Origin of the sequence: Methylophilus rhizosphaerae, assembly GCF_900100975.1 — a bacterium.
Lineage (GTDB): Bacteria > Pseudomonadota > Gammaproteobacteria > Burkholderiales > Methylophilaceae > Methylophilus > Methylophilus rhizosphaerae.
The window spans coordinates 300,232-320,097 of record NZ_FNFX01000003.1; the positions used below are offsets into that span (position 1 = coordinate 300,232).

Below are 19,866 nucleotides of genomic sequence, written 5' to 3' on the forward strand. Positions count from 1 at the left end.
TACTGGTTTGATGTTTATCTGCTGGAGTAAATGCAATGGCGAGTATTAGTCCCCCGGTATGTGATTTTGGCTGGAAAGCGCCTGAATTCAACCTGCCCGACGTCAATGGCAAATGGGTCAACCTCAAAGACAGCATGGGCCCCAATGGCTTGCTGGTGATGTTTATCTGCAACCATTGCCCGTATGTGAAAGCGATCCTGCCGCGCCTGATTGATGATATAGAGGAGTTGAAGGCGCTGGGTGTGAACACGGTCGCCATTATGTCCAACGATCCTGCCGATTACCCGGAAGACAGTCCGGAAAACATGAAAAGAATCGCGGAGGAAATGGCCTTCCCGTTTCCGTACCTGCTGGATGAAACGCAGCAAGTTGCCAAAGCCTATGATGCGGTGTGTACGCCGGATTTCTTTGGATTCAATCAACACTTCGAACTGCAATACCGTGGCCGTTTTGATGAAAGCCGCAAGGAGACGGCACCGGAAAGCACACGCGATTTATTCAAGGCAATGAAACAGGTCGCTGAAACCGGGCAGGGGCCTCAGTCGCAGGTGGCAAGTATTGGTTGCTCCATTAAATGGAAAGCATGATTGCACTTTCCATTTGATCATCATTAACCTGGTGAGCCATCAATCCGTGACTTGCTCAGTATCGGCCAGTACACGATACAGAACCACGTGAACGCGGCAATCCAGCAGGTGGCGGCCAGCATCACCGACAAGCGGTAGCTCTCGGGTAGCAGCAAAGGCAGGAACACCCGACAAAGTGCGGCGGCGATACACAGGCCAAATATCCAGGAAACGCTGCGGGGTGGCGCGTGAATATTGCGGCCGGTGTGCCCCAGGGATACGCGTGCCATCATCGCCAGGGTAATCACGCCTATGCCACCAATGGCCCAGCAATGAATGGCAAAAATGGGGGAAATACTATTTTCCATTGCGCTGAGCGCAAACATGAAAAATCCGGCATTGATCAGCCATAATCCGCAGTAAAAGCTCCACAGCAACGGCACTTGCCAGAGTCCCGCCGTGTGCCAGCGCCACAGACGCAGGCTGCTGCCCATGCCAATGGCCAGGCCCAGTATGATATTGGTGGTGGCGGATTCAACCGTCAGCAGATTGAGTAACAGCACTACCAGCGCCAGCATTAACAAGTTATCCAGCCAACTGGCGTTTTTCAGCGTCACGTCTGCTTTCACCCCACGTTCGATAAATCCCGGCAGGATGCGGCGGCTGATGACCATGATCAGGCTGATATTCAGCAACAGGCCAACCCACAATGCGGCACGCGCGCCGCTGGCTGTCCATCCAAGTGCTTGTGCATAAAACGCCATATTACCCAAGGTCAGGAATATCACTTTTGACAGGACACCCAGTTGCCGCCACTGTTTCACTTTGATAATGGGCAGTGCGACGGCCAGAATCAGCCACAGGTTGAATAGCATATCCAGCCCGGCTGCGATCAGGGCCCATTCGGGGGCGAACAGCATCAGACTGCGCGCACCGGCCCAGCAGAGAAGCAGGCCCAGTAAAGGCCAGCCTTGCAGTGTTGCGACCCCGGTCCAGTTCTTGACTGCCGTCAGCAAGAAGCCGGCGATGACAGCAAACGCAAAGCCGTACAGCATTTCATGTGCATGCCACTGGGACGCCGATACATAGAACAGTGGCGGCAAGGTAAAATGAAGATACTTCCACATCCAGACAGTCATGGAAATGGCGGCAAACGCTGCCGCGAACAGGAAGAAAGGACGAAAGCCGAGATTCAGCAAGGCAAAGCCATGTGGTGGTGCTTTATGGCTGGGCGGGGAAATCTGGATGAACTGCTGCATGCGACTCCTTTCTAACTTTGCAGGCAAACGTCACAAATAATAGCGGCAAACCATGCCAGCGCATTTGCGCTAGCGCAAATCAGGTAGACATCATGCGCCGAATACGTACAATTTAAAATACTCAGAAATGGAAGAGAGCGATGACTGCAAAACTTAACTGGGGCATTTTAGGTGCCGCCCGCGTCAATGAACGGTTGTTACCAGCGATTGTTGAAGCCACGAATGCACAACTGGTAGCGATTGCCAGCCGCCGTCCCGGTGCTGCTAAAGCGACACTGGATAAATATGCCCCTAATATCAGCGGCGTGACTTGTTACGACGATATGCAAAGCCTGCTGCACGACGAAAACGTACAGGCCGTGTATTGCCCGATGGCGAATGAGGAACACGCTGAGTGGGCGCTTAAAGCGATTAGTGCTGGCAAGCATGTCCTGATTGAAAAGCCGATGACGACCAGTCTGGCGGAGATTGCCAGGATTGAAGCTGCGGCAAAAGCCAAAGGCGTGAAGGTGATGGAAGGCTTTATGTACCGTTTCCATCCCCAGCACGCCAAAGTCCAGCAATTGATTGATAGCGGCTTGATTGGTGATGTATTGTCCTGTCGCGCCAGTTTTTCCTTCCTGATGGCGCCTGCGCGCATGTACCGCATTAACCGCGATATGGTGCATGGCGGTGGCGCGATGTGGGATATCGGCCCGTATGCGATTCACGCCTTGCGCTGGTGTTTCCAGAATAATGGCGTGCCCGCTGAGCCAAAAAATGTAGTGGCGTATGGCAAGCTGAATGACCATGGTGCGGATGTGGTCGCCAGCGGTATCCTCGATTTCGGCCCGGATGCACAAGGTCGTGCGCGTTTTGGCCATTTTGACGTGAGCTTTGAACGTGGCCGTAAAGCCGAATATGAAATCATCGGCGATAAAGGCTGGATCAAATGCCACAATATGTGGGCGTACCCCGGTGATGACCCTGTCATCAGCTGGGAGGCGGGCGGTAAGTCAGAAACACTGATACTACCCAAAGCCAACCACTTTAATCTTGAAATCGAACATTTCAGTGATTGTGTGCTCAATGGCAAAGCGCCATTACTCACTTTCGATGATGCAAAAGGCAATTGCCGCACCATCGAAGCCGTGATATCGGCACTGAGCGAATGATTTGGCTGGTACCCGATTGGGTGATTAATCGATCGCAGGCATACCGATAAAGTTAGGCAGTGCCTGGATGCGTGTCATCCACTGACGGATGGCCGGATAGGCTGCCAGTGAAATGCCGCCTTGGTGTGCCAGGGCGATATAGGGAAAGTTGGCAATGTCGGCGATGGTGGGGCGGTTAAGTACCAGCCAGTCATGCCGGCTGAGCTGTGCTTCAAACACCGGCAGGATAAAATCACTTTGCGCCACGGTGGATGCCTTATCCAGCGGATAGCCAAACAGCTCAATGAGTCTGGCGTCCGCAGGCCCGTGCTGGATATTGTTGGCGGCGGTAGATAGCCACGCGATCACTTCAGCCAAGTGTGCCGGGTCTTTGGGGCACCAGGCCTCACCGCCATATTGTGTTGCCAGGTATACCAGGATCGCCTGCGAGTCTCGCAATAGCACATCACCATCTTGCAGAATCGGTAGTTCACCCAACGGGTTCATGGCCAGGAACGGGGCAGTTTTATGTTCGCCCCCCATAAAGTCCACCGGATGCAAGGTGACGGGAATGCCGGCAAGTGCGCAAAACAGGCGTACCTTGTAGCAGTTGCCGGATAGTTCCAGGTCATACAGTTTCATGAGGATTCTCCTGATCAGTCGGGTTCAGTAGTTCGTTAAATTCCAGCACGTTACCATCCGGGTCACGTATAAACAGCGTGATTCTGCGCTGGCCGTAACGTACCGGTCCTTCGGTAATGGCAATGCCGTGTTGTGCCAGCCATTGCTGTAATGTACTCAAACTGGGCACGACAAAGGCGGCATGGGTATAGCCACAATATTTTACCGGCGCGTCCAGCAGGATATTATGTCGTTGCGGCTGTTTGGCACCATTGAGGATCAGGTTGATGCGCAAGCCGGACGCATTCACCATTTCATTGGCCTGGCCGTCCCTGAAATAAGCGGTTTCGACAAAGCCCAGTGCTTCATAAAATGCTTTGGCAATGTCGCGGTCAGACACGCGGATGCCAATATGGTCAATATCCGTGATTTGAGGGGCGGGCATAGGCGTGATTGGATGCATGCTGCCCAGTGTAATTGCTTCCATATAAGCAATAAATGCGCTATAAATTAGTTCATTTATTCATTTTTCGGAGTAATGGATGGCGCAATTGGATCAGGTTGCCATGATGAAACTGGTGCTGGCGGTACATGAGAAAGGCAGCCTGACCGCGGCGGCTGAAGTGCTGTCCGTTTCCCCGCCCACAGTGGTCAGGCAACTGGCTTTGCTGGAAGCCACACTCGGTGTTGCGCTGTTTACACGGACGACGCGCAAAATTCATATCACGAACGAAGGCGAACTCTACCTTGAATATGCCAGGCGCATACTCAAAGAACTGGATGCGCTCACATTGAACCTGAATGCGCGCAAGGGATACCCGCAAGAGGGCGGTACGCAGGCGTTGTCCGGGCATATGGTCATCACTGCGCCCGTGCAGTTTGGCCGCATGCACGTGATGCCGATGATCAATGCATTTATGGCCCAACATCCTCAAGTGACTGTGCAGTTGCTATTACAGGATATGCTGACCGACCTGGTGGAAACCGGTGTGGATATTGCCTTCAGGATAGGGGGAGTCGGTTTGCCTGATGTGGTGGCGCTGCCAATTGGCGAAGTACAGCGCGTGGTGTGCGCCAGCCCGGAATATCTGGCTCAGCATACGGCGATTCAGGTGCCTGCGGATTTAAACCATGCCATGGGGATCAAGAATACTGCTCTGAATAAAGGCCAGCACTGGAAATTTAATGATCATGGACAGATGGTGCAAGTGCAGCCACCGATCCGCTTTACTACCAACGATATTGATGCCGCGATCCAGCATTGCCTGGCAGGATTGGGCGTAGGCGTGTTTTTATCCTATCAGGTCGCGGCACATTTGCAGTCTGGCCGGCTGGTCACGCTATTGGCCGATTACCAGAGGCCGGGCCTGCCGGTGTCTATTGTTTACCCGCAAAGCAAGCGCTACCTGGCACGCACTCATGCCCTGATCCAGTTTGCGCGGTCAGCGCTGGTATTTCGCTGACCGGCAAGCAGTGGGGACACCCGCAGAGCGCATGGCGGTTAGATTTTGCCGTCGAGGCCCATCTGGTAATACTTGTGCACAATTTTTTCCTGGTTTTCCAGCAGCCAGTCTATGCTAGGCTCATTGCGCAAAGCTTTCTGGATAGCCTTGAAAGTGGCTTCGCGGTGAATGTCAAACAGCGCTTTGTGGTCGATTTTCTCCTGTTCCAGAATCGCTGGGCTGAGCCAGACGGACACAATAATGCCCAGGTCATTAGCCTTCTCTTTCGGGATATCGCCGCTACGCACCGCATCCAGCACGCCGTTGGCAATCGCGCCTTGCACGGTGCCCATCAGAATATTGGTATAGCGCGGGTCTTTCACGGTGACCTTGCTGACCATCAACGTCGCCGGGCGCACCATGACATCAGTATTCATAATCGCTAGTACGCGGGTGTGGCCTTTGACTTGGTCGCCAAGCAGGTTGGCAAATGCAGTACCCATGGGGCCATTCATTTCACCAATCGCGACTTCTGGTTCGGCGGCTGTACCGGGAGGACCGCCTGCTACCAGGGCTTCACCGACACGCATAATGATTCTATCGTCAGACATTTACAAACTCCTTTGGGATCAATGTATTTTTTACATGTTAGGGGAAAATGCCGGCCATGGCTATCCGTCGGCTGGTATTTACCAGGTTTGGCAGGTCTTTGCCACCGCTGGTAGCGAGAATTAAATAGTCATAACCCTTGATGAAAAACGGGTTCTCAGGAATAATCTACCCTTTCCGTAAAAGGGTAGGTTTTGCGCCCTTTTTAAAGAATTCAATCAAGGTTTTGCAGCTTTTTGTGTAAGACCGCTCTTATTTTCATTTGGGAGAAAACAATGGCAACTCGTGTCGACTTGTGCAATGCCATCCGTGCTTTGAGCATGGACGCTGTACAAAAAGCAAACTCCGGTCACCCAGGCGCACCTATGGGCATGGCGGAAATTGCTGAAGTATTGTGGAACCACAACCTGAGCCACAATCCAACCAACCCACAATGGGCTAACCGTGACCGCTTCGTGTTGTCTAACGGCCATGGCTCCATGCTGATTTACTCCTTGCTGCACCTGACAGGTTACGATGTTACGATTGACGACATCAAGACTTTCCGTCAATTGCATTCACGCTGTGCCGGTCACCCGGAATACGGTTACGCACCAGGCGTTGAAACCACGACTGGTCCATTGGGTCAGGGTATTGCTAATGGCGTTGGTTTCGCCATGGCAGAAAAACTGCTGGCTAACCAGTTCAACAAGCCAGGTCACGACATCGTTGACCATTACACATACGTGTTCCTGGGCGATGGTTGCATGATGGAAGGCGTTTCTCACGAAGCTTGTGCTTTGGCTGGTACATGGGGCCTGGGCAAACTGGTAGCTTTCTGGGATGACAACGGTATTTCTATCGACGGCCACATCGAAGGCTGGTATACAGACGACACAGCAGGTCGCTTCACTGCATATGGCTGGCACGTGCAATCTGTTGACGGTCACGACCAGGCTGCCATCCAGGCTGCTATCGACGCAGCCAAGAAAGTGACCGACAAGCCTTCATTGATTTGCTGTAAAACAATCATCGGTAAAGGTTCACCAAACAAATCCGGTTCACACGACTGCCACGGTTCCGCACTGGGCGACGCAGAAGTTGCTGCTACACGTGCTGAAATCGGCTGGCCACACGAGCCATTCGTGATTCCTGCCGACGTATACGCTGGCTGGGATCAAAAAGTGAAGGGTGCTAAACGCGAAGCTGACTGGAACGAAAAATTCGCAGCTTACGAAAAAGCATTCCCGGCTGAAGCTGCAGAGTTCAAGCGTCGCATGAACAACGAACTGCCAGCTAACTGGAAGGCAGAAACAGACAAGATCATCGCTGCCATCAACGAAAAAGCGGAAGGTGTTGCTTCACGTAAAGCTTCACAAAACGCGATCGGCGCTTTGGCGCCATTGTTGCCAGAATTCGTTGGCGGTTCCGCTGACCTGACTGGTTCCAACCTGACTTCCACTGGCAGCTTCGTGCACGTAGATGCGAAAAAACCAGGTAACTACATCTCTTACGGTGTACGTGAATTCGGTATGGCAGCCATCATGAACGGTATGGCATTGCACGGTGGCATCTTGCCATTCGGCGGTACATTCCACATGTTCTCTGACTACATGAAAAATGGTATGCGTATGTCTGCGTTGATGCATCAACGTGTGATCTACGTGCTGACCCATGACTCTATCGGTCAAGGCGAAGATGGCCCAACTCACCAACCAGTAGAAAACACTTCTGGTCTGCGTTACATCCCACGTATGGACGTATGGCGTCCAGCTGATGCAACTGAAACAACAGTTGCTTGGGTTGCTGCAGTTGAGAAGAAAGACGGCCCAACTAGCTTGGTTCTGTCTCGTCAAAACTTGCCAGGCATCAAACACGACGCGAAAGACTTCGATGCAATCCGTAAGGGTGGCTACGTATTCTCCGACGTTGCTGGTGCGCAAGTGATCATCATCGCTAACGGTTCAGAGCTGGATCTGGCTGTGAAAGCTGCTGCTGAGTTGAACGCAGCCGGTACTAAAGTGCGTGTGGTTTCAATGCCATCCACTAACGTATTCGACCGCCAAGACCAGGCATACAAAGACAGCGTGTTGACTCCAGGTGTTAAACGCGTGGCTGTTGAAGCTGCTCACCCAGACTTCTGGCGTAAGTATGTCGGTCTGGAAGGTGCAGTTGTTGGTATCGATACCTTCGGCGAATCCGCACCAGGTGGCGCACTGTTCAAACACTTCGGTTTCACAGTTGAGAACGTAGTCAACACAGTTAAGTCCGTACTGTAATTGTTGACGAAGTTTCAGTGAAGGCTAACCTCTAGGTGATGCTGGAGCTAAAATGTTGTGAACACAGTGAAATCTGTTCTGTAATTTAGAACAGTAGCTGCATAAAAAACCGCTTCCTTGTGAAGCGGTTTTTTTACGCCTGTTTATTTAAATAGCATTATAACGTTATGATGCTATAATGTCGTCACTATTCAATGATGACAGGAGTAAATATGGCTGAATTATCCAAACGATCAACGGTATATTTTGATCCTGCCATTCATCAAGCTTTGCGCCTTAAAGCTGCCACCAATCATAGCTCACTCTCAGAGTTGGTTGATGAAGCGGTAAGATTGTTGATGCGTGAAGACCAGGAGGATTTGGCCGCGATTAGTGCGCGTGCCAATGAGCCGGAAATGAGCTATGAAGCCATGCTCGAAGTGTTAAAGCAAGATGGCAAAATATAGCGTCAGCTTCAAGTCTTCTGTTGCCAAAGACTTACGCACAATTCCCGGGCAAGATGTTGCTCGTATCATGAGTCGTATCAATGCTCTGGCTGAGAGTCCTCGCGCGGAGGGATGCATCAAGTTAACAGGGAGTGAGTGTTACCGTGTCAGGCAAGGGTTGTATCGTATTGTTTATGAAATTCATGATGATAGATTGGTAGTGCTGGTGATCAAAGTCGGTCACCGGTCAAGTGTCTATGACCAGGTTTAAAAACCGCTTCCTTGTGAAGCGGTTTTTTACATCTGTTGTAGCTGCGAAATAGGCTAACTAGGCCATTTAATAATAACCATGTAGAATATATGGTTTTATTATCAGCAACAAGAAAGTCCGCATGTCTACATTCCCAGCCTGCCCACAATGCCAATCCGAATACACCTACGAAGATGGCGATAACTATATCTGCCCAGAATGTGCGCACGAGTGGAGCAAAGTTGCCGCAGCAGATTCAGAAGAGGTGAAAGTCGTACGAGATGCCAACGGTAACGTGCTGCAAGACGGCGATACCATTACCGTGATTAAAGACCTGAAAGTGAAAGGCTCTTCGTCAGTGGTAAAGGTGGGCACTAAAGTGAAAAACATCCGCCTGGTCGATGGTGATCATGATATCGACTGCAAGATTGATGGCTTTGGCGCAATGAAGTTGAAGTCAGAGTTTGTGAAAAAGGCTTAGTGACTACAGAATTGATAAATTAAAAGTAATCATAAGACCATGCCCCTAATTAATATTAGGGTCAGAGTAAATTTAAACGGGGCTCACTTTTTTCAAGGCCTCATTAATCCGCGTTTGCCATCCCGTGCCTGTGGCTTTAAATTTCTCCACCACATCATTATCCAGCCGGATATGCACTAATGTTTTATTGCTGCCGGCTGGTCGGCCGCGCATTTTCTTGAATTGGGCTTCACTCAATTCAAACGTGTCAGGATCGGCTGCAATACCAGCATTGATACGTGCATCCTCTGCGGCATCGGGCAGTTCAAGCTCCAGGTTATCTACTTTTAATGTTTTGGCGTGTTTTGACATATTTACTTACTTCGCGAGCATTTGCTTTTCGCAAACTGATTATATGAGTGACTTCGCTACGTTCTGTATAAACGATGCAATAAAGACGCTTGGCTAATGGCGCGTATCCAATTAAACGAACTTCGCCATAATCCTTTCGTGCATCTTCAGTAATTAAAATCAAGCTCCAATCTAGTAGTCTCGCATTCTCTAGAGAGATGCCATGCTTTTGGATATTGGACAGATTTTTGAGTCTAGAGTAGCTAAATTTCATATTATTGTAATTACAATAAATTATTAGTCAAGGGGGAGTATGAATGAAAATAACATAAATTAATATATGTTATTAAAACATTTTGATAGGCGTGGGACTAAACCAATTCCACAACTGCCACTCTCAAATATAATCGCTACTTAACTCTAAAAATCTCAGGTAAATCCATGCGAACCGAAAACGCTGTTGCACCAAAAACCATTTATCTCAAAGACTACACACCAGCACCATACCTGGCCAAGCAGGTGAATTTGAGTTTTAACCTGTTGCCGGGAAAAACCATTGTCACGTCTGAAGTGAAGTATGTGAAAAATTCGGCGGGTGCTTCTCATGATTTGGTACTGGATGGTGAAGACCAGACTATTTTGTCCGTGGCAAAGAATGGTCAACCATTGAGCGATTACACCGTGGCTGATGGGCAAATGACCATCGCTAATCCGGGTGATGAGTTCACGCTCACCATCATCAGCGAGATTGACCCAGCAGCGAATACGGCGCTGGAAGGTTTGTACCAATCACAGGGCACGTACTGCACGCAGTGCGAGGCGGAAGGCTTCAGGCGCATTACGTATTACCAGGATCGCCCGGATGTATTGAGCGTGTTTACCGTGCGCATTGAGGCTGATGCCAAGGCGTATCCGGTATTGCTTTCTAACGGCAATTTGCAGGACTCTGGCAAGTTGGCCGATGGCCGTCATTACACCGTCTGGCATGACCCTTTCCCCAAACCTTGTTATTTGTTTGCGCTAGTGGCAGGTGATTTGGAGCGCGTGGCGGATACGTTTACGACCATGACGGGTCGCAAAGTAGATTTGCATATCTATGTGCGTTCGGGCGACGAAAGCCAATGCAGCCATGCCATGGAATCACTGAAAAAGTCCATGAAGTGGGACGAAGAAGTCTATGGCCGCGAATATCAGCTGGAGCTGTTTAATATTGTCGCGGTGAGCGATTTTAATATGGGCGCGATGGAAAACACCTCGCTCAATATCTTCAATACAGCGCTGGTATTGGCGCATCAGGAAACCGCGACCGACAGCGATTTTATGAGTGTGGAAGGCGTGATTGGTCACGAGTACTTCCATAACTGGACCGGTAACCGCGTGACTTGCCGTGACTGGTTCCAATTGTCACTTAAAGAGGGTTTTACAGTATTCCGCGACCAGGAATTCAGCGCCGATTTGAATTCGCGCGCGGTGTTGCGGATTGATGATGTGAATAGTCTGCGTCGCTTGCAATTCCCCGAAGATGGCAGCCCGCTAGCGCACTCGGTGCAGCCTGATCAGTTTATCGAGATCAGCAACTTCTACACCAAGACCATTTATGACAAAGGCGCCGAGTTGATCCGCATGCAACATACTTTGCTGGGTGCAGAGACTTTCCGCAAAGCCACTGATTTGTATTTTGACCGTTATGACGGCCACGCTGTGACTTGCGACGATTTTGTGCAATGTATGGCCGATGCGTCTGGTCGCGATCTGTCGCAATTCTTCCGCTGGTATAAACAGGCCGGAACGCCGACACTGCAAGTCAGCAGCCAGTATGACGCTGCGCAGCAAAGCTACACCCTGACCTTCAGGCAGTCACAACCGGATACACCGGGGCAAACCGACAAGCAGTCGCTGCATATTCCTGTCGCGCTAGGTTTGCTGGATGCCAATGGTAAAGAGATTCTGCCAACCCACGTGCTGGAAGTCACTGCACGAGAGCAAACATTCACTTTCATTGATTTGCCTGGCAAGCCTGTGCCTTCTATCCTGCGTGGTTTTTCAGCTCCTGTGAAACTGGAAACCGATTTGAGTGACGATGATCTGCGTTTACTGCAAGTGCATGACACTGACGGCTTTAACAAATGGGAAGCGGGCCAGACGTTGGCCTTGCGCACTATCCAGCGCGTGATGGCTGATTCACAAGCTGATATCAGCCAATTTATTGCAGATGTCGGCATCTTGATTGAACAGGGTTTGGCGGGGCGGGGTGATAAAGCCTTGCTGGCACGTGCGCTTAGCTTGCCGATGATAGGCGTGATCGGTCAGTATTTACCGGTGATTGATCCGGCTGCCATTGATGCAGCACGTACCTCCGTCCTCAAACAGATTAAGAGCGCACATAAAGAGGCGCTGGCTGCATTGTACGACGCCAACCGAAACACTGGCAGCTTCTCTATTACGCCGGAAGCCATGGGCCGCCGTGCCTTGCAACACGCGGTATTGGAAATCCTGACAACCACTAACGGTACCGGTTGTGCCTCACGCTCAAAAGCGCATTACGATGCGGCAGATAATATGACAGATCGCGTGACAGCACTGGCTTGTTTATCGGATAGCGGCCAGCCACAACGTGCAGAGGTATTTGCTGATTTCTATGCGCGCTTCAAAAATTATCCGCTGGTGGTAGATAAATGGTTCTCGCTGCAAGCAATTGCCAACCGTGAACAGATCTTTAACGATCTCGCCATGTTGCGTAGTCATCCGGATTTCAATATCAAGAACCCTAATCGTGTGCGTTCGTTGTATACCGCATTTGCGATCAACAACCCGGTGAAATTCCACGACCCAAGTGGTAAAGGCTATGCTTTCCTGCGTGATGCCATTATTGAGCTCAATGCGATTAACCCGCAGATCGCGGCGCGTATGGTGATGCCATTGCGTGAATGGAAGCGCTACACACCGGCGTTGCAGGCACATATGAAAGCAGCGCTACAGGCCGTACTGGATACGCCTGATTTATCCAGTGATGTGTTTGAGGTAGTGAGCAAGAGTCTTAACGGCTAGAGCGTTGTAAGGTGTTTAACAAAGGGAGGCAATTGCCTCCCTTTCTTTTGCGTAACGCTTGAGCCGGGTTTGTAATAGCTTGCTTCCTCAAGCGAATTTAAAGACCTTTGAATAAACTCTCAATAGATACATCTAAAGCATTAGCTAAAATTTCCAGGGCTTTTAAAGTTGGATTTCTAGTTCCACGTTCTATCCCACTTATATACGTGCGATCAAACTCGCATGAGTCTGCAAAATCTTCTTGAGATAGCCCCTTAGCTTTACGAAGCTCTCTCATCCTATTACCAAATTTAATTGTTAGGTCAGTTTTATTCACATAGCAATTAAGCTATTTTGAATACTAATTGACCACGGACTAATCGTCACATATTATACAAATTTTTATAGGGGGAAATTGTGCTGAAGATATTTTTGGGTCTTATCGCAATATTTATTGGATACATTTTATTTGGAGAAAATCAGGGATTGCTTGGATTGGCATTCATGGGTTTGGGGGCGTGGTTGATTTGGAGTGGTATCAAAAAAATGAGAAATGAATCAGCCTCTACAGATGAATGGCTTAGTTTAATTGCCAATACTCAATACCAATACACCAATAAATCTGATTGCTCAGGAATCGCAATTGATACAAAAGAGAGGGTTTTGCATTTAAGGCATCCCAATCTGTTTAAAAGCTACCCGTTTTCAGAAATTAGAAGCTGGCGCTATCACCTAAGCACAGGTGGGCACATCAGAACATACGGCAATGTCGGCCTTCAGGCAGGGATGCAAGCTGTAGGTGAAAACATACGCGTTAATCGAGAAAATAAAAAAGCATCTGGATTTTTTGTCACGGTTAGAGATATTGATAATCCTGAATGGCGCGCTGGTATGAGTTCTGAAAAAGAGATGAAACGTTGGATGGAAATTTTCGCGCAATTTGTTGGCGAGCAATAATCCCGTTAATTAGGTACCTATTTATAACTATTGATTTTTGGGGCTTTTATGAAACAGAATTATTTATTACTAACAGGTGCACTATTTTTAATTGGTGTATCGCAACCAGTTGTTGCAGAAGATAGCTTTTCTGACCTTCTGGGTAACGCAGTAAATTCCGCAAAAAATGCTGTTTCAAATATTGGGCAGCAAGTGGGTACATCCCAACAACAATCTAATAGCAAAGAAATAACAGCAGCTGATGGTTTTAAATATACGGAATCAGAAACACCAGACGGATTCCACTACAAAGTTACCTGGAATAAAAAACTAAATAAATACTACTGCCGTGGCACAAAAGAATTCTATATTTATATGGATAGAGGCGACGGTAATATTGTGTCAATTCCAGAAGATGAAGCAATCGCAAGAAAAATTCCTTCTGGCAACGGCAAAACGTGTCGTGAAAATGACGGGTTAGTAGAAGTCAAAAAATCAATTGCAAAACAACCTGTAAATTCTAAATATCAAGATGTGGATTTGGTAGACCTTAAGCTTGATATGGCTTCATTTAACAAGAAAAAAGTTTCAGTTGTTGGTGCTTTATCCATCATTGGTGAAATAGGATTACTTGGCACCAGTAGAAACGATACCTCTACGGTGGGTGTAGATATATCAAAACTCTCACGAGAGAATAGAAAGCTATTACTGACAAACTGTAATAACCGCTGTGATGGTATTCGTATTGATGGCGTTGTTAGGTTACGTGAAGGTTCTGGCGATATTGTTGCTGAACAAATTTCTATCAACTAACTTGCCCTAGCTCAGACCTGATCTGACATTACCGAATTTTTAGGATGTCTGTCAGAGATTGAGACTAGTTTATTTAAAAAGGAGGCGTTTGCCTCCTTTTTCTTGATGTTATGTCAGCCATCTACCATTGCCAAACCTGGTCAACCTGGTGGTAGATATCCACCAGTTGCACCTGATTGATAGACTTGATTGACGGTCTCAGCATGCTGGCATTCAAGCCGCGCTCTTCCAGTTCGCTATTCAAGACATATACCGGAATATTTTGCGCCAGCATTCTGTCAATATCGCTGGGGATATCGGCGGGTTCCTGTTGTACCCAGTCGCCAATCTTGATGACAGGTTGCCTGTTTTTCATCACGGCATAATAGACGGCATTACCCGACAACAGCACTTCCACGTTTGCGCCGGCGCCCGCCATGGACTGGGTTAACCAGAGAATGGTGTCATCCTGTTCTTCAACCAGTGTCCTGAATGCCTGTTCAACAATTTGTAGAATTTTCATATTATCGTGTCCCAATGACCAAAGTATTGAATGAGCTGTCAGCATAGCGCCAGAGGTCTGCCGGTGAGCCGCGTTTGCAACCGGGGATACTTTCATTGACGCCGCGCTCATCCACGCACAGGCCGCAGTTCACCCAATCCAGTTGCCGGCCCAGTCGCTCGGCCTTTTTCTGTAAAGCTGCTACCCAATCCTTGGTTAGGGGGTGTGCTTCCTGTTCTGTATCACGGTGGTGTACAGAATTGCCATGGGCTTTCTGCAAAGCGAAGGCCAGGGCTGCGGCGCCTTCATAGGCGAACACCTGTATATCGGCACCGGCATCCAGCGCTGCATCTACAAGCCTGAAAAATGTAATTGTTCTTTCGTTTTCGAAAGGCGGGTCCATAAAGGCGAATGTCAGTTTTTTATTTTCCATGATTACTCCATTACCACCATACAACTTTGTCACCGTTCAACATGGCGTCAATCACAATGTTTAGCGGTGCGGGTTTCACAAATTCATTAATGTTATCTGCAGATATTTCACGCTGGTTTAAGGACAGCTCATCGGCATAGACATCGATATTGTGCCGGTGCAGATCAGCATACACGGCAGGATTCACGCCTTTTCTTGTGGCCAGCACGGCATTTTGCACCAGCAGGATACTGACATTTCCTTGCGCTTCGGCCAAGGCAATGGCCAGCTTGTATTGAGTGCTGGTTCTTGCCTCATAAAACAGGTCCTGGCTTTGAATAAATAAATAGTTCTTCTTCACTTTACCTTCCTTTTTTTACGCATGTTCCTTGGCTGATGTAACTTCATCAATTAATGTTGTCCTGACCAGAAAATCGCCGAACATTTCTTCTGTATGCGCTAATGATTTGTAGCGCTGCAGCAGGTCGTTGAGAATGCCCAGGATTTTTCCTTCATTGACGTTTTTCGCATATAGTTTCGCCAGCCTGTTCCCGGTATGGCTTCCTCCCAGATATAAGTTATACAAACCGTGCGCCCTGCCGGTCAGGGCGATTTCTGCGATATAAGGCCGTGCACAGCCATTGGGACAACCGGTAATGCGCAAGGTGATAGGCAGGTGGCTCAGTTCGTAATTTGCTTTTAGCTGATTGAATTTCTGTAGGAAGGCCGGCATATAACGCTCCGCTTCCGCCATGGCCAGGCCACAGGTAGGTAATGCCACGCATGCCAGGGTATTGGCTGCCTGCCGGTTGGGGTCTATCAAAACATCCAGTCCCAGATCTGCTAGCCTGGTCTTGAGCTGCTTTAATTCATAATCGTGTATGTCGATCAGTTGCAGGTTCTGGTTGGTTGTCAGTCTGACCCGGCCACCGAATACCTGGAAAAGTCCGGCCAGTTGATCTCTGAGGGCTTTGTTGACCCTGCCACTTTCAATATAAAGCGTGCATTGCCAGAGGCCGTCATCACCGCATTTCCAGCCTAGCTCGTCGCCATTTTGTGTAAATGCAACAGGTTTTGCTGCTGCTAATGGCTTGCCACGGCGCTTTTGCAATTCATCCAGAAACCACGGTATGCCAAGGCGATCCAGCGTGTATTTGAAGCGCGCGCGATGCCTGTCCTGGCGGTCACCAAAATCGCGTTGTATTTCCATGCAGATTTCTGCCACTTCTGCTGCTTCGTCAGCCTGCACAAACCCGATTTCCTGAGCCAGGCGAGGGTAACTATCTTCCCGGGTATCAATCTGGCCCATGCCACCGCCGACACAGAGGTTGAAGCCCAGCAATTTGCCTTTCTCGACAATGGCAATGAATCCCACATCCTGACCATAGACATCAATATCATTGATGGGAGGAATTACAAAGCCTACCTTGAATTTGCGCGGCAAATACAACGGGCCGTACACCGGCTCAGCATTGACAGGCTGCACTGGCGGCTTTTCCTCGTACCATATTTCCTGGTAGGCCGCTGTTTTGGGAATCAGCCGTTGCGAGGTTTTCTGGGCAAGCTCCTGTACGCTTCTGGAAATACTGGAAATCATGGGGTTGCCGCCACACACCACGCCCCTGCTGTCATCGCCGCAGGCGGCAATGGTATCCAGGCCAATGTCTCTCAGGGCCTGCATGAACTTTCTTAGCTTGCCTTTTCTGACGCCGTGAAACTGTATGGTTTGCCGGGTCGTAATCCGCAAACCTCTTTCCGCATATTTTCTGGAAATATCATCCAGCCCCAGCCACTGCTCCCGGCTTAACAAACCGCCGGGAATGCGAATACGCACCATGAACTGGTAATTGGGCTCCAGGAATCTTTTCTGCCGGTCTGCCCGCAGATCCCTGTCATCCTGCTGGTAAATACCGTGAAACTTGAGCAGCAACGTGTCGTTGAATACGACGCTACCGGTCACTGGATCCTGCAAGCTATCGCTAATGCTGCCGCGCAGGTAATTACTCTCGTATTTGACCAGCTCGTTACTATTGAACTCATCGAGTCTGTTTACTAGGCTTTCAAATTTATTCTTCATACCGGCTCAATATAAGTTTTTATGCAAACGCTTCTCTGCGATCAGCGCATCAAAATGGAGTTCCTGCCGGGACTTGGCCCATTCTTTGAGGGACTCTTCGGCTTTGGTCAGGATGGCTTTATCGCCACTGAGATATACATGCGCGCCCTGGTTTACCCATGCCTTGAAGATATCCTGGTGGTTCTCAATGGTTTCAAAGATTTTGTTTCCACTGTGATCGCCATAGAACACCGGATGCAGATGTTTCAAAACGCCTGACTGCATCAACTGGATCAGTTCTGACTGGTATAGGAAATCATCCTCGAATACGGCCTCAGAAAATATCAGCCAGCAGTCATGACTTCTTTCCCCGCATGCAACTTCCTGGAGGAATGCGATGAAGGGGGCAATACCTGTACTGTCTGCAATCAGAATCAACGGTACTTCAGGACTCTCTGGCATGTGGAATCGCTGGTGTTTATGCGGAAATATTGCCACCGCATCATTTTCATTCAGAGACGCGAGGTAATTTGAACCAACGCCCTGGTAGGTTTCGCTCCCGCTGGCATAGTGGTACTTTTTGATGCACAGATGCAATTCATCAGGTGACTGCTTCCAGCTGTTGGTCATATCATAAAGCCGCGGTTGCAAGGGGCGTAGCACATCCACCAGCTGCTGGGCATTCACGGTGACCGGGAACTCTTTCACCAACTGCAACAACGGTTTGCTTTTAAGGAAGTCTTTCTTGCTTTTTTCCGACTCTCCCATCGCGGCATGAAATGTGCCGGTGGTATCCAGTGACTCCCACAACTGACCGAAATTCCTGCTGGGAATCGTGATGTCCAGTTTGTTCGTGAGCGCGTTTTCCAGCGTCAGGTTGACGCCGTCCAGGCTCACCATTTGCTCAGGCTTGAGATGCGCATCCTGCAATAATTCTGTCACCATTGCAGCAGGATTCTTGATGAATACCCCTACGGCATCGCCGACAGATAATGGCAGGGAAACATCTTCCATATCCAGCACCAGGTGATAGATAGCATCTGGCCGCGTAGCCGCCGACAGCCGGATATTTTCTATCACTTTGACGCTGACCGGGTTGTTGCGGTCGACCTCTTTTGCATCCGCTTTGCTGATTGCCGGCGTGTAAGTACTCGTTTCACTGGTTGCAGCCGGTAGTTTGGATAGGAGCTTCTCTATCCAGGGGTCGGCCACTTTCTGGAAGTCCGTGTCGGAGGTTTGTCTTTCCAGTATCCGGCTGGCACCCGCTTTAGCCAGTTTCTCATCAATATTGATGCCGGTGACACAGAAGTGCTCGTACGAAGAGTCTCCCAGCGCCAGCACGGCATAACGCATATCCTCCAGGGAGAGAGTGGACGACATCAGGCTATTGTAAAAAGCGGTCATAGGCTCGGGAGGGTCGCCATCTCCGTGCGTGCTGCAAATGATGATGACCTGTTTAAATTTTGCAAACTGGCGCAAGGTCATCTGGGCAAGATCGACTACTTTGACCTGGTAACCAAGGCCCAGCATGGTACTTTCCAGCTGCAAGGCGATTTTCTTGGAATTGCCTGTTTCTCCGCCATGGCATACCACGATTTCACCGGGGTTGCCTGAGTCTGCCGCTGCTGATTCACTATCCACACGCCCGGCTAGGTAACCCGATAGCCAGAGGCTCTGCGTTTTATCCAGGCGGCTGGTGAGTTCTATAATTTCTTTCCAATGCGCTTCTTTGAATATTTCCGGCCTGCTTTTCACACTCATTATGGATTTATTAAATTAATTGATGGCGCATTATGAACTGAGATAAAATTAATTAATAATGAAATTTAATCTCAGTTAATATGAAAAATATTGATATATGGATATCACACTTGCTAGAACGTTTCTCGAAATCATTCAGTCAGGCAGTTTTATTGCGGCAGCCGAGCGCTTGCATGTCACCCAGACCACCATCACTACCCGTATCAAAACACTGGAAGAATTACTTGGCTGCCAGCTCTTTGTGCGTAACCGGAGCGGCGCCAAACTGACAGATAATGGCATCCGGTTTACTGCTTATGCGCAGCAGCTGGTACAAACCTGGCACGCCGCCAGGCGGGATCTTCCCCTGCCCGAAGGCACGGCCAATTCCATCACCATCGGCGGCGAGATCAGCCTCTGGAATCCGCTTCTGCTGCAATGGTTTAATTTTTTGCGAGTGGAAATTCCCTCTATTGCCATCCGGGTGGAAGTCAGTGAAGCGGCTACCCTGCATAAGCAACTGGAAGGAGGAGTGATGGATGCTGCGCTGGTACACAGGCCCGACTATTGGTCTGGCATGCAGATTGAGGAGTTACTTGAGGAAAAGCTGATTATGGTGAGGTCCAGCCAGAATCCGCAACCCTATATCTATATAGACTGGGGTGATTATTTCAAGCAGCAACATGATTCCGCTTTAGTCGAGTTTACCAAACCTGGCCTGTCGATCAATCTGGGGCCTTTGGCCTTGAATCATATCCTGGAACATGGCGGCAGTGGCTATTTCCGCAGCCGTGTGGTGCAAACCTATATTGAAAACGGTGAATTGGAAAAGGTGGAGACAGCACCGGAGTTCTCTTACCCGATTTACCTGATGTATCCCCGGAATAGTAAAAACGCAGTCATGACACAAGTATTGGCTAAACTCAGGGAGTCATCGAAAAAAGACTTTGACTGGTCGCAACATTAAGTAAAGTCCAGATGACAGGGCGGAGGAAAGGGCCGTCTCGAACAGTGGTGGAAATGGAAA

Annotated in this window: 23 protein-coding genes; 11 read left to right on the forward strand and 12 right to left on the reverse strand. The window is 49.2% G+C overall.

What is annotated here, in order from left to right:
- Window positions 1-35 precede the first annotated feature (35 nt).
- Window positions 36-587, forward strand: coding sequence for a thioredoxin family protein (locus tag BLP53_RS08305; protein ID WP_091471693.1), 552 nt, complete (start codon window positions 36-38; stop codon window positions 585-587).
- Window positions 588-610: 23 nt separating this feature from the next.
- Here the strand turns inward: BLP53_RS08305 and BLP53_RS08310 are convergent, their stop codons facing one another.
- Window positions 611-1,825, reverse strand: a complete 1,215-nt coding sequence (locus tag BLP53_RS08310; RefSeq protein WP_091471694.1) for an NnrS family protein — start codon at window positions 1,823-1,825, stop codon at window positions 611-613.
- 140 nt (window positions 1,826-1,965) lie between these two features.
- On the opposite strand from BLP53_RS08310, the gene BLP53_RS08315 reads away from it, so the two are divergent.
- Window positions 1,966-2,979: a Gfo/Idh/MocA family protein gene (locus tag BLP53_RS08315; RefSeq protein ID WP_091471695.1), complete on the forward strand. Its 1,014-nt coding sequence runs from the start codon at window positions 1,966-1,968 to the stop codon at window positions 2,977-2,979.
- A gap of 24 nt (window positions 2,980-3,003) precedes the next feature.
- Here the strand turns inward: BLP53_RS08315 and BLP53_RS08320 are convergent, their stop codons facing one another.
- Together BLP53_RS08320 and BLP53_RS08325 are read right to left on the reverse strand one after the other, a co-directional pair.
- A complete protein-coding gene (locus tag BLP53_RS08320) occupies window positions 3,004-3,600 on the reverse strand; it encodes a glutathione S-transferase family protein (RefSeq protein WP_091471696.1) in 597 nt (198 codons plus the stop codon).
- The gene (locus BLP53_RS08325) at window positions 3,587-4,066 is read right to left on the reverse strand and encodes a VOC family protein (protein ID WP_218119031.1); all 480 of its coding nucleotides are present in this window, start codon (window positions 4,064-4,066) and stop codon (window positions 3,587-3,589) included. Before BLP53_RS08325 ends, BLP53_RS08320 begins: the two co-directional genes overlap by 14 nt.
- Window positions 4,067-4,121: 55 nt before the next feature.
- Here BLP53_RS08325 and BLP53_RS08330 point away from each other — a divergent pair, with 55 nt between their 5' ends.
- On the forward strand, window positions 4,122-5,042 hold the full coding sequence (locus tag BLP53_RS08330; RefSeq protein WP_091471697.1) for a LysR substrate-binding domain-containing protein: 921 nt from the start codon (window positions 4,122-4,124) through the stop codon (window positions 5,040-5,042).
- A 38-nt stretch (window positions 5,043-5,080) separates the two neighbouring features.
- On the opposite strand, the gene fae is transcribed toward BLP53_RS08330, so the two are convergent.
- Window positions 5,081-5,632: a formaldehyde-activating enzyme gene (gene fae / locus BLP53_RS08335; protein ID WP_091471698.1), complete on the reverse strand. Its 552-nt coding sequence runs from the start codon at window positions 5,630-5,632 to the stop codon at window positions 5,081-5,083.
- Window positions 5,633-5,905: 273 nt separating this feature from the next.
- On the opposite strand from fae, the gene tkt reads away from it, so the two are divergent.
- The 4 genes from tkt to BLP53_RS08355 all read left to right on the forward strand — a co-directional run bounded on the left by tkt (window position 5,906) and on the right by BLP53_RS08355 (window position 9,044).
- The gene (tkt, locus tag BLP53_RS08340) at window positions 5,906-7,888 is read left to right on the forward strand and encodes a transketolase (RefSeq protein ID WP_091471699.1); all 1,983 of its coding nucleotides are present in this window, start codon (window positions 5,906-5,908) and stop codon (window positions 7,886-7,888) included.
- Window positions 7,889-8,100: 212 nt separating this feature from the next.
- Window positions 8,101-8,334: a CopG family transcriptional regulator gene (locus BLP53_RS08345; RefSeq protein ID WP_091471700.1), complete on the forward strand. Its 234-nt coding sequence runs from the start codon at window positions 8,101-8,103 to the stop codon at window positions 8,332-8,334.
- Window positions 8,321-8,584, forward strand: coding sequence for a type II toxin-antitoxin system RelE family toxin (locus BLP53_RS13925; protein WP_091471701.1), 264 nt, complete (start codon window positions 8,321-8,323; stop codon window positions 8,582-8,584). Before BLP53_RS08345 ends, BLP53_RS13925 begins: the two co-directional genes overlap by 14 nt.
- A 121-nt stretch (window positions 8,585-8,705) precedes the next feature.
- The gene (locus BLP53_RS08355) at window positions 8,706-9,044 is read left to right on the forward strand and encodes a zinc ribbon domain-containing protein YjdM (RefSeq protein ID WP_091471702.1); all 339 of its coding nucleotides are present in this window, start codon (window positions 8,706-8,708) and stop codon (window positions 9,042-9,044) included.
- A 72-nt stretch (window positions 9,045-9,116) separates the two neighbouring features.
- Here BLP53_RS08355 and BLP53_RS08360 read toward each other — a convergent pair whose 3' ends face one another.
- Together BLP53_RS08360 and BLP53_RS08365 are read right to left on the reverse strand one after the other, a co-directional pair.
- Window positions 9,117-9,395 carry a BrnA antitoxin family protein gene (locus BLP53_RS08360; protein WP_091471703.1) on the reverse strand — a complete coding sequence of 93 codons (279 nt, stop codon included), beginning with the start codon at window positions 9,393-9,395 and terminating at the stop codon, window positions 9,117-9,119.
- A complete protein-coding gene (locus tag BLP53_RS08365) occupies window positions 9,361-9,648 on the reverse strand; it encodes a BrnT family toxin (RefSeq protein ID WP_091471704.1) in 288 nt (95 codons plus the stop codon). The genes BLP53_RS08360 and BLP53_RS08365 overlap by 35 nt, the downstream gene beginning before the upstream one ends.
- Before the next feature lie 167 nt (window positions 9,649-9,815).
- On the opposite strand from BLP53_RS08365, the gene pepN reads away from it, so the two are divergent.
- Window positions 9,816-12,422, forward strand: a complete 2,607-nt coding sequence (gene pepN / locus BLP53_RS08370; protein ID WP_091471705.1) for an aminopeptidase N — start codon at window positions 9,816-9,818, stop codon at window positions 12,420-12,422.
- A 97-nt stretch (window positions 12,423-12,519) separates the two neighbouring features.
- Here pepN and BLP53_RS08375 read toward each other — a convergent pair whose 3' ends face one another.
- The gene (locus BLP53_RS08375; RefSeq protein WP_091471919.1) at window positions 12,520-12,699 is read right to left on the reverse strand and encodes a helix-turn-helix domain-containing protein; all 180 of its coding nucleotides are present in this window, start codon (window positions 12,697-12,699) and stop codon (window positions 12,520-12,522) included.
- Between the two features lie 119 nt (window positions 12,700-12,818).
- On the opposite strand from BLP53_RS08375, the gene BLP53_RS08380 reads away from it, so the two are divergent.
- Complete coding sequence (locus BLP53_RS08380) at window positions 12,819-13,358, forward strand: DUF4755 domain-containing protein (protein WP_091471706.1); 540 nt, start codon at window positions 12,819-12,821, stop codon at window positions 13,356-13,358.
- Between the two features lie 48 nt (window positions 13,359-13,406).
- Complete coding sequence (locus tag BLP53_RS08385) at window positions 13,407-14,150, forward strand: hypothetical protein (protein ID WP_091471707.1); 744 nt, start codon at window positions 13,407-13,409, stop codon at window positions 14,148-14,150.
- 121 nt (window positions 14,151-14,271) lie between these two features.
- Here the strand turns inward: BLP53_RS08385 and BLP53_RS08390 are convergent, their stop codons facing one another.
- The 5 genes from BLP53_RS08390 to BLP53_RS08410 are packed head-to-tail and all read right to left on the reverse strand — an operon-like array spanning window position 14,272 to window position 18,860.
- Window positions 14,272-14,652 carry a hypothetical protein gene (locus tag BLP53_RS08390; protein WP_091471708.1) on the reverse strand — a complete coding sequence of 127 codons (381 nt, stop codon included), beginning with the start codon at window positions 14,650-14,652 and terminating at the stop codon, window positions 14,272-14,274.
- 1 nt (window position 14,653) lies between these two features.
- Window positions 14,654-15,064 carry a DsrE family protein gene (locus tag BLP53_RS08395; RefSeq protein WP_091471709.1) on the reverse strand — a complete coding sequence of 137 codons (411 nt, stop codon included), beginning with the start codon at window positions 15,062-15,064 and terminating at the stop codon, window positions 14,654-14,656.
- Window positions 15,065-15,074: 10 nt separating this feature from the next.
- Window positions 15,075-15,404, reverse strand: a complete 330-nt coding sequence (locus tag BLP53_RS08400) for a DsrE family protein (protein WP_091471710.1) — start codon at window positions 15,402-15,404, stop codon at window positions 15,075-15,077.
- Between the two features lie 15 nt (window positions 15,405-15,419).
- Window positions 15,420-17,120 carry an NADPH-dependent assimilatory sulfite reductase hemoprotein subunit gene (locus BLP53_RS08405; protein ID WP_091471711.1) on the reverse strand — a complete coding sequence of 567 codons (1,701 nt, stop codon included), beginning with the start codon at window positions 17,118-17,120 and terminating at the stop codon, window positions 15,420-15,422.
- 6 nt (window positions 17,121-17,126) lie between these two features.
- On the reverse strand, window positions 17,127-18,860 hold the full coding sequence (locus tag BLP53_RS08410; RefSeq protein WP_091471712.1) for a diflavin oxidoreductase: 1,734 nt from the start codon (window positions 18,858-18,860) through the stop codon (window positions 17,127-17,129).
- Window positions 18,861-18,957: 97 nt separating this feature from the next.
- Between BLP53_RS08410 and BLP53_RS08415 the strand changes: the two genes are divergently transcribed.
- Complete coding sequence (locus BLP53_RS08415; RefSeq protein WP_091471713.1) at window positions 18,958-19,806, forward strand: LysR family transcriptional regulator; 849 nt, start codon at window positions 18,958-18,960, stop codon at window positions 19,804-19,806.
- Window positions 19,807-19,866: the final 60 nt, after the last annotated feature.